The organism is Spirochaetales bacterium, assembly GCA_016930085.1.
Taxonomy (GTDB): Bacteria; Spirochaetota; Spirochaetia; order SZUA-6; family JAFGRV01; genus JAFGHO01.
This window is the reverse complement of record JAFGHO010000056.1, coordinates 18107-30879: the sequence shown is the minus strand read 5'-3', so window position 1 is coordinate 30879 and position 12773 is coordinate 18107. Positions and strand designations below refer to the sequence as shown.

The window sequence follows — 12773 nt, the reverse complement described above, 5'->3', positions numbered from 1 at the left end:
TTGGTATAGTCTGATAAGTGAAACAGTTTATCACCGAACTTTACGAAAACTCCCGTATCGCGGAGAATTATTACCGGATGTCCTTCTTCTGGCCCGATGATGCGGGACTTCCCCGTCCCGGCCAGTTTCTAACCATCCGTATCGCCGATACGACCGTCCCGCTGCTTCGCAGACCGTTCGCATTTTCATATTATGACGGCGTGAAAAAGCGCGCATCGATTATTTATCAGAAGCGGGGGAGAGGGACGGAAATGATGTGCGGTATGGCCCGTGGAGACGCTGCCGACGTGATCGGACCGCTTGGAAATTTTATCGCGGATCCTCCCGTAGGGAAAACTCCCCTCCTGATCGCCGGCGGTATCGGATTCGGTCCCGTCTATTATTACAGTTCGGTCCTGAAAGATCTGGGCATTTCTCACCGCTTCGTGTTAGGTGTCCGGTCGAAGTCGGCCGTTCCCGGGATACCGCGGTTTTTGGATCAGGACCCCGTGCTTTGTACCGATGACGGAAGCAGGGGATTCCACGGGACAGCACTCGATTATTGCGCCACACTGGGGGCGGATATCATAAAAAAGTCCTTTCTTGTCTGCTGCGGCCCCCGCCCCATGCTTGCCGGGTGCCATGCACTCGCTTCTGCGCATTCGGCCGATTGTTTTGTGGTTATGGAGCAGACCATGGCATGCGGGGTCGGTGCGTGTATGGGCTGTGTTGTCAGAACGGAGAAGGCCCCGGGTTTCGCCAGGGTTTGTTGCGAAGGACCGGTTTTTTCAAGCAGGGAGATCGTATGGACCTGACCGTGACAATAGGAAAAAGAAGTTTGAAAAATCCCGTCGGCCTTGCGTCCGGGACGTTTGGTTATGGAGGGGAATATGAAAGCCTTGTCGATCTTTCCGCTGTCGGGGCCCTTTACACAAAGACGATAACCCCGGCTCCCCGTGCGGGAAACGAATGCCCCCGGATCATTGAAACACCGTCGGGACTTCTCAATTCAATCGGCCTGGCTAATGTCGGCGTTGAAGTCTATATAAAGGAAAAACTGCCGGCGTTGAAGGATGCAGACTGTGCGATTGTGGCCAATATTTCCGGTGAAACGGAAGACGGGTTTGGGTCCGTCATCGGGTCCCTCGAAGAATGCGAGCGTATCTGGGGATACGAGGTAAACGTTTCCTGTCCGAATGTTTCGCGCGGCGGCATCGCCTTCGGGACAGACCCTGGGGTGGTCGAACACCTGACCTCCCGGCTGCGGCGGATAACGGAAAAGCCCCTTATCGTCAAACTCACGCCGAATGTCACCGATATCTGCGCGATCGCGCGCGCCGCGGAAGCGGGCGGCGCCGATGCAGTTTCCTGTATCAATACGGTCGTGGGCATGGTTATCGATACTGAGAAAAAGCGGCCGGTCCTTGGCAGCGGGACGGGGGGGCTTTCGGGGCCGGCGATACGCCCCGTCGGTGTGGCGGCAGTCTACCGGGTGAAACGCGCGGTGTCAATCCCCGTCATCGGTTTGGGCGGTATCATGACGGGAGACGATGCGCTACAGTATCTACTGGCCGGGGCCGCTGCCGTACAGATCGGGACGGCGACCTTTGTGGACCCCTCGGCGGCGATAAAGGTTCTTCAGGGAATCGAATCCTACTGCAGACGTGAAGGAATCAAGAGCATCCCGGAACTCAACGCGCTGCTTGAATGAAAGACCGATCGAGGTTCCGTAACGGTCCGGTTACAGGAGATTGAGCATTTTCTCCGTGGCTTCGGCCGCCGCCAGCACCTGATCCGGGTTCACTCCCTTTGTGACAAAATTTTTATGGTTTCTCCAGGTTATCGAACACTGAACGAGTGCATCGGTCTTGCCCCCGGGCGGAATCGTAATCTGGTAGTCGACGAGTTCGGGTATGGAATAACCGAGGCGTTTCGCAATTTTTTTAACAGCGTTCATGAACGCGTCATATCCGCCGTCCCCCTGGCCCGCGTCTTCATATTCACGGATTTCATTCGTTTCGGGATTTTTATAGATGATTTTGACGCTCGCGATCGACTTCAGCCCCTTACTCGCGACAATGATACACGATTCCACATTGAACTTTCTCTCGTTCGGGCGTTCGAGAACGTCGGTAATGATATAGGGAAGGTCCTCCTGGGTAATCGATTCTTTCCGGTCGCCGAGTTCGATGATCCGTTCGAGTATCTTTTTTTTCTGCTCGTCATTCAATTCTATTCCCATTTCCTTGAGATTGTAATCGAGATTCGATTTACCGCTCAGTTTACCGAGGGCGTACTGGCGCTTTCTGTTGAAACGTTCGGGAAGGAGGGAGTTGGCGTAGAGGTTTCCCTTTTTGTCTCCGTCGGCGTGGATTCCGGCCGTCTGTGTAAAAACGTTATAACCGGTTATGGGTTTGTTCGACGGTATTCGTTTGCCGGAAAATATTTCGACAGCCTCGCTGACATTGAACAGTTTCTTTTCGTTCACGTTGGTTTTCAATCCCAGAAAATCGTGAATACCGACAACCGTTTCGTCGAGTGACGTGTTCCCCGCCCGTTCTCCCATGCCGTTTACCGTGCAATGGATGCCGCGGACCCCGGCTTTCACGGCGGTGATCGTATTGGCCGTTGCAAGCCCGTAATCGTTATGGCCGTGAAAATCGAAATGAAGGTCGGGATACCGGCGGACGAGATCGGTGACGTGGGTCATGACCTGTTCGGGCGAAAAGATGCCGAGGGTGTCGGGAAGCATAAAACGTCTTACGGATGTACCCTTCAATGCATCGATTATTTGATGGATAAAACCGGGCGATTCGATCATACCGTTCGACCATACTTCGAGGTAGATGTTGCAGACAACGCCTTTTTTGTCCGCGTACTCGATCGTTTTCAGGATATCGGAAATATGTTCGGAAGCGGTTTTTCTGAGTTGTTTTTCGACATGGAGGATCCAGCCCTTTGCCAGGATATTCATCACCCTGCAGCCGACATCCGTAATCCAGTCGACGGATTTATTGAAATCGGTAAAACCGAGGATTTCTATTCTGTCGATGTAGCCGTGCTTCCCCGCCCAATCGATGATCGTCGAAACCGTCTGTTTTTCTCCGGCGCTCACTCGCGCGCTCGTGATCTCGACCCTGTCGACATTCACCTCTTCCAGAAGCATTCTTGAAATCGTGAGTTTTTCTTCGGATGTATAACTGACATCCTTCATCTGTTCTCCGTCACGGAGTGTCGTGTCCATTACTTCTACCATTTTTTATACCCATCCTCCTTTTTTAGCCGAAAAAAAAGCCGTGAGCTTCTCGCCCACGGCTTTAAAGGTTTCGGATTACATTCTCCCCTAAGGCCAGGGCTTCTTCAGAGTTCCAATAATAATGATTATTATACCGATGATCACAGAAGGGGTTCTTCTCATCAATCCCTGAAAAGAGGAGATTTTACTATTATCAACGTATCGATAATGTAACATGATATCATATACTATCATGGGAGGAAAAAAAAGTCAAGGTACAATCCGATCTATTTGTGTCCTTTTTTACGGAATTGAAGACGCACATCGGTCACGGTTGTATCATGATTACTCACCCCGTTGCTCGATGTATTCCGGGGATTGATGTCTGAAATAGGTATTGTACAGATCGGCATAAGAACCGCCCGAAGCGAGAAGGGAAGCATGGTTGCCTTCTTCGATAATCGATCCTTCTTTCATCATAAGGATCCGGTCCGCCTTCTTTATCGTCGAAAGCCGGTGTGCGATAATGACGGCTGTCCGCGATTTCATGACGGTCGACAACCCTTCCTGTATCTGGACTTCGGTAAAGGGGTCGACACTCGCCGTTGCTTCATCAAGAATGAAGATAGCGGGATTTTTAAGAAGTACCCGCGCGAGGGCGACCAGCTGCCGCTGCCCCATTGACAGGTTGCTTCCCCTGTGGCCGACATCCGTGGCAAGGCCCCGTGGAAGGTCGTCGATCCATTCCCCGTTACCGAGGTGGGTTGCAGCATAGCACACGTCGGATTCCGTCGCTTCAGGCCTCCCGTATCGAATATTGTCGGCCACGGTTCCGGAAAAGAGAAAGGGATCCTGCGGAACGAGTCCGACGTGCCGCCGGTAGGAGACAAGATCGAGTGAGCGGATATCGATGCCGTCGAGGAGGATGCGGCCTTTCTGAAACTCGTAAAACCGTGTAATAAGCCGCGCGATGCTGCTTTTTCCCGCACCCGTATGGCCGACCAGCGCGACCGTTTCTCCATGGTTGATAAGGAGGGAGAAATCACATAGTACCGATTCATTTTCATTGTACGAAAAACAGACACGGTCGAATTCGATATTTCCCCGGACCGATGAAAGGCGATCGTTGCCGGTTTGAATGACATTCGGTTCCCGGTCGATAAGGGAAAACACCCGTTCGGAGGCGGAAAGACCGTCCTGGAACTGACTCCAGAACGAAGCGATACTCAAAAGCGGATACCAGAAGAAACCGACTGTCTGCATAAAAAGATACCATGTCCCCACACTCATGCCGCCGTCATGTACCGCCATGCCGGCCGTATACATGATGAGTGCGGTCCCGAGTGCTCCGGCCATATTGATAATCGGAAATATGATGTTGATGATAATCCCGCGGCGAAGACCGACCGAATACGCCTGGCGGTTGTTTTCAGAGAATTGCCGGAAGAGGGATTTTTCCTTTCTGAAAGCCTTTGCCACCATAATGCCGCTGATCGATTCCTGTATCTGGGCATTTATCTTTGCCCGCACCCGTTTCGCCTGTCTGGTCACTTTACGCGCTATTTTACGGAATCTGAGGGCAATGATGACGGCAACCGGTGCCATGGCAAGAAGAATCAGGGTAAGTGTCGCGTTCAGGATAAAAAGCCAGACAACCAGAATCAATACAAGGATCACCTGACTCAACAGATCCATAATAAGGGAGACGACTTCGGTAAAATCCTGTGTATCCGAGGTAATCCTGCTCACGATTTTGCCGGACGGGTGGCTGTCGTAAAAAGAGAGATCATGCTGGATCGTCTTTTCAAAGACATCGCTGCGCAGTTTCAGCACGACATCACCGATCACCGTAGCCGTCAACCGCTGCCTGATATAATTGAACAGCCATCCGAGGACACCGAGTAAAACAACGCCGCATGCTCCGGCCAGGATGACGGCGAGGGAGGGATTTTTCGCGACAAGATCGATAATCGTCGAGAGCAGGATGGGGCCGGCGCTTCCGGCCGCGGAGTTGAGGGTAAGGGCGGCCGCCACAATGAGCATCTTTTTCCCGTGCGGTTTGAAATAATCGATGATCCTTTTTACGAGTTCACCGTCTTTATAGGAGCGGTCGTATGATTCGGTGTCAAGCCCGTCTAGTATGAATCCCAGGGAAAGTCCCTCCTTTCTATAGATATATGGAAACCGCCTGTTTTGCGGGCGGTATTTTTACGAGAATATCTTCCTGTACGCCTCACAGGTTTCCATCAATCGACGGTGGTCCCCGTTGGCAATAAGCCCACCCTTTTTTAGAACCAGGATCCTGTCCGCCCATCGTATCTGAGACAGGCGGTGTGTGATGATAAATGTCGTTCTCCGGAGGCTGATTTTTTGCATCGCCTTTTGTATCTCGTCTTCCGTGGCGCTGTCGATGGCGGAGGTGCTGTCGTCCAGGATGAGGATCCGTGGATTGGTGAGAAAGGCCCGTGCAATCGCTATCCGCTGTTTCTGTCCCCCTGAAAGCGTCACACCCCGTTCCCCGATAACGGTATCGTATCCTTCGGAAAGCCTCATGATAAACTCATGGGCCTGCGCCTGCTTTGCCGCTTCCGTGATATTTTCAGGCGTCGCGTTTTCGTGCCCGAAAGCGATATTTTCGCGAATGGTCGTCGAATAGAGAAATATGTCCTGTTCTATCGTCGAAATCTGTGACCGCAGGCTTTCCAGGTTCCATTGTTTGACATCGCTGTCATCGACAAGGACGCTGCCCGATGTGACGTCGAAAATGCGGTTGATTAATCGAGTGAGGATGGTTTTCCCCGATCCTGTCTGTCCGACAATCGCGACCGTTTCACCGGGTGAAACGGTAAAGGAGATATCGTCCAGTATCCGTTTACCGCCGAGTGAGAAACTCACACCGGAAAATACCACCTTTCCGTTTACCGGTTTTTGAATGCCTCCCTGATTTTCGTCAAGTTCCGTTTCTTCGTTTATCATCGTGAGGATACGTCCGGCACTCGCCATTCCCATCTGAACCAGGTTGAATGAAAAAATCGAAATGAATGTGGTAAACCGGAACGAACCGAACAGCCCGAGAAAAGCGATCGCATTTCCGAGATCGATAATCCCCCGCCTCCATAGCCAGAGGCAGTGGAGGAAAGCCAGGCCCCAGAAAACCGCAAAGACGAACATGGGCCAGTATTTCGCCTGGATAATTCCCTGTTTGACGAAATAATCGCGGAAAACCCGCGCGTCGCCCATGAATTTTTTCAGTTCATAGGTCTCCATAGCATTTGATTTTACTACTTCGATCCCTTCGACAGTATCGGCGAGTCCGGAATTCATGACCCCGAATTGTTCGCGTTGCGCAAAACTCACCGGTTTCAGCCTGCGATTGTAATCGATGACGGTCAGGACAAGGAAGACGGCGAAAACACCGGGAACGGCAAGAAGTTCGGGTGAGATCAGGCCGATAAGGAGAAGCGGTATAAAAAAGGCGAGTGTCGAATCGAGGATAAGCATCAGTCCGGGATTGAAGAGAAAGTTCAGGTTCCGTACGTCGTTGGTCGCACGGGCCATGATATCCCCTATTTTCTGCCTGCCGTGAAAGCTCTGGCTTTTCCCCAGCAGTCTGAGATAGAGTTCTTCCCGCGCATCCCGTTCGATCCGCTGTGCGAGAAACTCGAAACTGAAATTGCGAACCAGACCGGTAGTTCCCTGAATCAACGCGATAACGACAATCATAAAAACCGGTGTCAAAAGGACTTCGGGAGTCCACCCCGCTTTCGATATGATATTGAATCCTTTTCCGATCTGTATCTGGATGTTGCCGAAGGCGAGGTTATTGACAACCGCGGCTGCGAAAAGGAAAAAGGGGAACAAAGGATACCGGAAGAGGTGTGAGAGTACCCACCGCAGGGAATTTTTTCTGTTATAGCGGTATTCTCCCTTTATACGAAATTCCCGTTTGGCCACGCCACCTCCTTATTGCGTTACAAGAATATAGCCGTCTTTTCGATATTGGGCAAGCATGGAGGAAAAAGAAATGACTTTTTCAGCACCGCGACGGCAACCGATAGCGAACGGATGGAACCGGTCTGATGAATCCGTACGCTCCGCTTTCCGGGCCGGGCGGTATTGTGCCGATCATCCTTCGGATGACGGTGCGGCCGCCGTTACTATTGAAACAGCTTGTCGACGGCGTTATTGCTCATGGAAAAAAACTGTGTATCGTCTTTTGCCGTCGCGATACTCGAACCGACGATTTCCGTCGTTTTTACCGAGATGAGTTTGATATTCAGGTAGTAGGTGTCCCCGACTCTGGACAGAGTCCCGGTCACGATATATTCGGCGCCCGCGAGTTTCCCGATTTCGATCATTTTTGTGGTATCGGCATAATCGGCTAGTTGAAACGATTGTTCATCGAGTATTTTTTCTATACTTTTTCTGTCCATGACCTTGAATGTTCCCTGGTTGACAAAGGCGTTGGTGATGAAACCGACAATCGCTTCGGCGACCGTTGATTTCACTTCACCTGAATCGATACCGACAACGGCAATGCGTTTGTCTTTCAATGCGTTGAGTTTTTTCTGCCCGATGATCTTTTCATTTTTTTTCGCTTCGGCAATTGATGTATCTTCAATCTTTTCCTCTTTCGCTTCTTTTTTTACCTCCACCGCCTTGTAAAACCCTATGTCGTCGAGATAGATTTCTCCTTTTCCGTAATTCCTGTTTTCGAACGCCCATTCGACTTTAATAATCTCTGACGGGTCCCATCGACGCATCGTTCCCCATTTGATCGAAAACCTTGAAAAGGGAAGTTCATACAATTGCCATTCGGAAGAAAGCGCTATATCGTTTGTCGCATGAAAGTTCAATTGTTTCAGTGTGGCCGTTGTCGCAATTTTAACGATAAACAGACCTTTCCCCTTTGCATAGAATCGAATACCGAAATATTCGCTTAAATCCATCGGGGCCTCTTCCGGTTGGAGTGTCGAATTGAAACCGGTATAACTGTAATCGCTCAGACTTCCGAGTTTGTATTCCGCATAAAGACAATGGGCGGATTCCTTGTAACCGGGCGAGTGGTTTGTCTTTATGGTTGTCTTCGAATTGCCGCCGGACACCTCATCATCAAATGTTTCCCACACTTCACCGAAAAGGTTTTTTCCGTCACCGTCTTCAAAATCGTCCACCGGAAGTATCTCCGTTACCTCATACTCGGCATTTCCTTTTGCCCAGACAAAGAAAGGAAGTATAATCATAATCGATAATAACATAAGATATTTCATAATAGGTTTTCTCCTGTGAAAATGATTATACACCGCATCCCGTTCTTTTTCAAGCCAAGCGCCTGCCGGATGTATTTTTTTTAATAGTTAATGTTATCCGACGGGAAGGTTTTTCTTTTTTTCGGTTTCCCGTATTGCTGTTCGAGGGATACCGCGTCAAAAACATGAAAGAGCGAGCATTGTCTGGGCAATATAGTAGGTGGAAAGGTTCCTGAACGTGATATGGTCCACGGGAAAGATAAATTTGTCGACCCCGAGGAGGATGTCCGAAATGTAAAAAAAACACGCCCCGATTGCGATCAGCAGCGAATGGTTTACCGGGATCGAATTATTGAACAGGGTCGAAAACGCTCGCCATACCATTGCCGAAATGATTACCATATAAATTATGACGGGAATAAGCATTTTTCCGAGGTGTTCGCTGAAACTTCTGAACAAGATAATAAGGAGGAGGATTATCATTCCCGCCGGAAGTGCATCCATCACGGCAAATCCGCTTGATATGATAAATGCAATGGTATAAACGACATGAGCGGCAAGAAAAAAAACCAGTCCCGTTATAAAAGCCCGGTTATCCTTGAAAAGAAGGGCGATGTCGCCGCCAAGGGAAAGAACAAGCGCCGAGACGATAAAAATAGTATATGATGAGACCGGCCGGGCCGCATAAACGAACGAAAAAGCGGCGAGTCCGATAATGATCATCGTTGTCGATACTTTTGCACTATTATAAAGCCATTTTATCCCGCGGGCGTCCGCTGTGATTGTCACGGCAGCGCTTGAAGCGATAATCGGAATAAAGATGAGATACTGCATACAGGTATAGTATTACCGATAACGGCCCGAAAAACAAGCGTGTAATGAGACAACCGGCGCCCTTTTCGTATCGAATTCGGGCCGTTATCCATCGTATAGCCGGTTCTGCGACCGGAAATGGTCCGGCCGGCCGGTTTCTCCCCCGCGGTATAAACACTTATGCCGATGGTTTTCCGGCTATACGATACTACCCGTCGAATGTTGTATCCTATCAGACGGTTCGGCCGGGAAGCGGATTTTTTTCGCCGTTATTCGACGATGACCGTCCCCCCGATGCCCTTCGGCCTCCCCACATCATTCGTTTTCTCATCGGTTACCTTGTCGACGGTGATGTTTATTTTACTTGTCCCTTTTTTAACGGCTTTCCAGTGGACCGTCAGAAAATTGAGATCCACCCCCGGTCCGGTCCCGTGTACATCGAAGCCGGCCAGTTTGGCCATGTCCTTAAGATTCGGATTAACCGCGCTGACATACCCGTCCTTTCCCGCCTCAATCCCGGTTTCACCCTTTGAAACATCAATCTGGATAATATCGGAGGTAAAGGTGAGGTCGATACCATACGAGGCGACTTTCTGATTTCCCGAGTTTATGTGAATTTCCGTCGTAAACGCTTCACCAGCCGCTACCGTCAATTCCTCCGGAACAATCCAGACATTCCCGCTTCCGGGAAGGATATATTCGGGTTTCGGGGTTTTCGAAGGATCGGATTTTTTCTCACATCCTGCAAAAAATACGATTACTGCGGCCGCGAGAATAATCAGGCTTCCTCTCAATGGTTTGTTTTTCTTCATGATACGCTCCTTTTCGTATGATTGTTTCCTCTCGTTTTTATTTCAACTGAAGTTGAAGTATTGCGATTTTAGCTTCATCTCACTTCGATTTCACTGTTGTGACCTTTCATCGTTCCGATCGGTGTGGTCGATGAATCAATGAGATTGTCGATGATTATTTCAAGCTTTGTCGTTCCTTTCCTTTTCGCTTTCCAATGGATCGTCGCGATATGGAAGACTTCACCCCCCTTTTTTCCCGAGGTATCGAATCCGGCAATCATTATTTCTCCCGGTTTTGTCACATTCGCCGCAGCCAGAAAACTCTTTGGCCCCGCTTCGGCCCCGTTAATGCCGACTGCCTTATCGACATCGATGATTTCGGGATCGAATTTTATCTTGATACCATAGGCGGCGAGTCCCTGATCTCCGGTATTGGTAAAAAGCTTTGTCGTGAAGTTCGTATTTAATCCGACGGCGGTGTTTTCCGTGACAAGCCAGCATTCGCCTTTTTGAGGTCCGGGTGTTTCTTGCGGTTCCGGGGGTTGTGTGGGGACGGGAGTAGGCTCCGGTTTTGGTGAAGGTGTCGGGAGGGGTGTTTCCGTCGGTTCGGGTGCGACGATGTGCGTCTCATCGGTCCCGGAATCCGAAACGGCGGTTTCATTTGTCGTTTCCTCAGGCGGTTGCGAAACACAAGCCGGCATCAGCATTAGTGCGATAAAAATAACAGGGATATACAGCCACCGTGTATTTCTACGATTACCCATCGGGCGTTCCTCCTTGGAAATGAATATTACAATATATAAATATCGCAGCCGCACCCTTTAAACGTCCGGTTCCCATTAGACTGGCTATGGTGTATTCATTACGGCGGCCGCCGAAAACGCTCCATCCCTATATCCTTCGCATTTCCAGCGATCATAAGGGAATGGTCTATAATGTAATATATTTAAAAAAAAGGCAATCCCCTCCATACCCGTAAACGTAAAAATACGGAATGGATTGAGAGAAAACGGGCTGTTAGCCGGTACGGACGCCGAAACGGGTATTACAAAAAAAACCGTCAATGTCATAAATAAATAAAACATACGACAATAACCTCAATGCCGTATTTAAATAATACCGGCTATAGGTGTTTTTATTAGAATTCCAAGAATTTATCAATAAAATTTCAAGTATGGATGGTAAAAACCGGTTAAAATGATGCAGGAAAAATAGAAATAATAAAGGACACTCTTTCATCATGGATAAAAAAAGGTATACTATTCTATGTTTGTGCATGGTTGCCGCGATACAAATGGTTTCTGCCGCCGACCATTGGGTCGGTACATGGGTAAGCGGCCAGCAATTGACAGAAACATCAAATAATCCGCCTTCTCCGGGATTGACAAACAATACACTCAGACAAGTCGTCCATGCTTCCACAGGGGGAAGCAGGCTGCGGCTCCAGTTTTCAAATGAGTACGGCAACAGTCCGGTAACGATCAATTCCGTCCATCTGGCAGATTCTGCGGGGGGGAGTTCCATCAATACGGCAACGGACAAAGCTATGAGTTTTCAAGGGTCGCCGTCCGTCACTATCCAGGCGGGCGCTACTGTTTTTTCGGATACATTCGATTATAATCTGGCCCCGCTGAGTAATATCGCAGTCAGTATTTATTTCGGCTCGACTTCATCCGCCGTCACCGGACATCCCGGTTCAAGGACAACCTCTTATCTTCAGTCGGGAAACGCCGTGACGGCCGCCGGGATGTCCGGGGCCGCAACGACCGATCACTGGTACATCTTGAGCGCGATCGATGTCATGGCGGGTGAATCTTCCAGAGCGATTGTCGTCCTGGGAGATTCGATCACCGACGGGAGGGGATCGACGACAAACGGGAACAACAGATGGCCGGATAACCTCGCCCGCCGCCTCGCCGGGAATCCGAATACGGCCAATGCCGCCGTATTGAACCAGGGAATAGGGGGGAACGCCGTTTTATCCGGGGGGCTGGGACCGACCGCCCGTTCCCGCTTCGATCGTGATGTGCTCGGCGCGCGCGGCATACGCTGGCTGATCATTTTAGAAGGAGTAAACGATATCGGTTCCAGCGGAAGCCAGACTGTGGCGGCAAGTCTGATTTCCGCCTATGAAGAGTTTATCGACAAGGCGCACGCGGAGAATATTTTGGTCTACGGTGTCCCGATCCTCCCGTTCGGCGGATCGCAATACTATTCGCAGGTTCATGAAAGCGCGCGCCAGACGGTCAATGACTGGATTCGTACAAGCAACAGGTTCGACGCCGTGATCGATCTCGATGCGGCGGTACGCGATCCGGGGAATCCCGTTAATTTGCTGGGTTCCTACGACAGCGGGGATCATTTGCATCTCAATGTCGCGGGGTATCAGAAAATGGCGGACGCCGTCGATCTGGCATTGTTTTCAGAATCTTCCTCCACCTCGCCGCCCGGTTTGATGGGGGACGTGAATGGAAGCGGCGGTATCGACATCGTCGATGCCCTTTTAGTCGCACAGTATTATGTGGGGCTGTCGCCGTCGAATTTCAACACGGAACGTGCGGATGTCACCCGGAACGGAAACATCGATATCGTCGATGCCCTGCGGATTGCACAATGTTATGTGGGACTCGTCTCCTGCAACTTTTAGGATGTTATTGATATAACTGATTTTTGGATATATGACGGAAAAGGATATCCAATATTATA

10 protein-coding genes are annotated in these 12773 nt (G+C 50.1%); 3 read left to right on the top strand and 7 right to left on the bottom strand.

Annotation, left to right across the window (positions count from 1 at the left end; genetic code table 11):
* Positions 1–77 precede the first annotated feature (77 nt).
* Positions 78–794 (top strand): dihydroorotate dehydrogenase electron transfer subunit, encoded by a 717-nt coding sequence (locus JW881_09080; GenBank protein ID MBN1697653.1) that lies wholly within the window; start codon positions 78–80, stop codon positions 792–794.
* The gene (locus JW881_09075; protein ID MBN1697652.1) at positions 785–1690 is read left to right on the top strand and encodes a dihydroorotate dehydrogenase; all 906 of its coding nucleotides are present in this window, start codon (positions 785–787) and stop codon (positions 1688–1690) included. Before JW881_09080 ends, JW881_09075 begins: the two co-directional genes overlap by 10 nt.
* Before the next feature lie 30 nt (positions 1691–1720).
* Here the strand turns inward: JW881_09075 and JW881_09070 are convergent, their stop codons facing one another.
* The 7 genes from JW881_09070 to JW881_09040 form a co-directional block, all read right to left on the bottom strand.
* A complete protein-coding gene (locus JW881_09070) occupies positions 1721–3235 on the bottom strand; it encodes a hypothetical protein (protein ID MBN1697651.1) in 1515 nt (504 codons plus the stop codon).
* 324 nt (positions 3236–3559) lie between these two features.
* Complete coding sequence (locus JW881_09065; protein ID MBN1697650.1) at positions 3560–5257, bottom strand: ABC transporter ATP-binding protein; 1698 nt, start codon at positions 5255–5257, stop codon at positions 3560–3562.
* A gap of 165 nt (positions 5258–5422) precedes the next feature.
* Entirely contained in the window at positions 5423–7168 is a 1746-nt protein-coding gene (locus tag JW881_09060; protein ID MBN1697649.1) for an ABC transporter ATP-binding protein, read from the bottom strand.
* 203 nt (positions 7169–7371) lie between these two features.
* Positions 7372–8484 carry a CIA30 family protein gene (locus JW881_09055; protein ID MBN1697648.1) on the bottom strand — a complete coding sequence of 371 codons (1113 nt, stop codon included), beginning with the start codon at positions 8482–8484 and terminating at the stop codon, positions 7372–7374.
* A gap of 156 nt (positions 8485–8640) precedes the next feature.
* Positions 8641–9297 carry a lysoplasmalogenase gene (locus JW881_09050; protein ID MBN1697647.1) on the bottom strand — a complete coding sequence of 219 codons (657 nt, stop codon included), beginning with the start codon at positions 9295–9297 and terminating at the stop codon, positions 8641–8643.
* Between the two features lie 248 nt (positions 9298–9545).
* The gene (locus tag JW881_09045; protein ID MBN1697646.1) at positions 9546–10088 is read right to left on the bottom strand and encodes a hypothetical protein; all 543 of its coding nucleotides are present in this window, start codon (positions 10086–10088) and stop codon (positions 9546–9548) included.
* 74 nt (positions 10089–10162) lie between these two features.
* Positions 10163–10831, bottom strand: coding sequence for a hypothetical protein (locus JW881_09040; protein MBN1697645.1), 669 nt, complete (start codon positions 10829–10831; stop codon positions 10163–10165).
* A 476-nt stretch (positions 10832–11307) separates the two neighbouring features.
* Between JW881_09040 and JW881_09035 the strand changes: the two genes are divergently transcribed.
* A complete protein-coding gene (locus JW881_09035; protein ID MBN1697644.1) occupies positions 11308–12714 on the top strand; it encodes a hypothetical protein in 1407 nt (468 codons plus the stop codon).
* The last annotated feature ends 59 nt before the right edge of the window (positions 12715–12773 follow it).

Bases quoted from the DNA above. Each gene is read 5' to 3' on its own strand.
- JW881_09050 (MBN1697647.1), bottom strand. From the start codon at position 9,297: ATGCAGTATCTCATCTTTATTCCGATTATCGCTTCAAGCGCTGCCGTG.
- JW881_09055 (MBN1697648.1), bottom strand. From the start codon at position 8,484: ATGAAATATCTTATGTTATTATCGATTATGATTATACTTCCTTTCTTT.
- JW881_09075 (MBN1697652.1), top strand. From the start codon at position 785: ATGGACCTGACCGTGACAATAGGAAAAAGAAGTTTGAAAAATCCCGTC.
- JW881_09040 (MBN1697645.1), bottom strand. From the start codon at position 10,831: ATGGGTAATCGTAGAAATACACGGTGGCTGTATATCCCTGTTATTTTT.
- JW881_09065 (MBN1697650.1), bottom strand. From the start codon at position 5,257: ATGCTCATTGTGGCGGCCGCCCTTACCCTCAACTCCGCGGCCGGAAGC.
- JW881_09045 (MBN1697646.1), bottom strand. From the start codon at position 10,088: ATGAAGAAAAACAAACCATTGAGAGGAAGCCTGATTATTCTCGCGGCC.
- JW881_09080 (MBN1697653.1), top strand. From the start codon at position 78: ATGTCCTTCTTCTGGCCCGATGATGCGGGACTTCCCCGTCCCGGCCAG.
- JW881_09070 (MBN1697651.1), bottom strand. From the start codon at position 3,235: ATGGTAGAAGTAATGGACACGACACTCCGTGACGGAGAACAGATGAAG.
- JW881_09035 (MBN1697644.1), top strand. From the start codon at position 11,308: ATGGATAAAAAAAGGTATACTATTCTATGTTTGTGCATGGTTGCCGCG.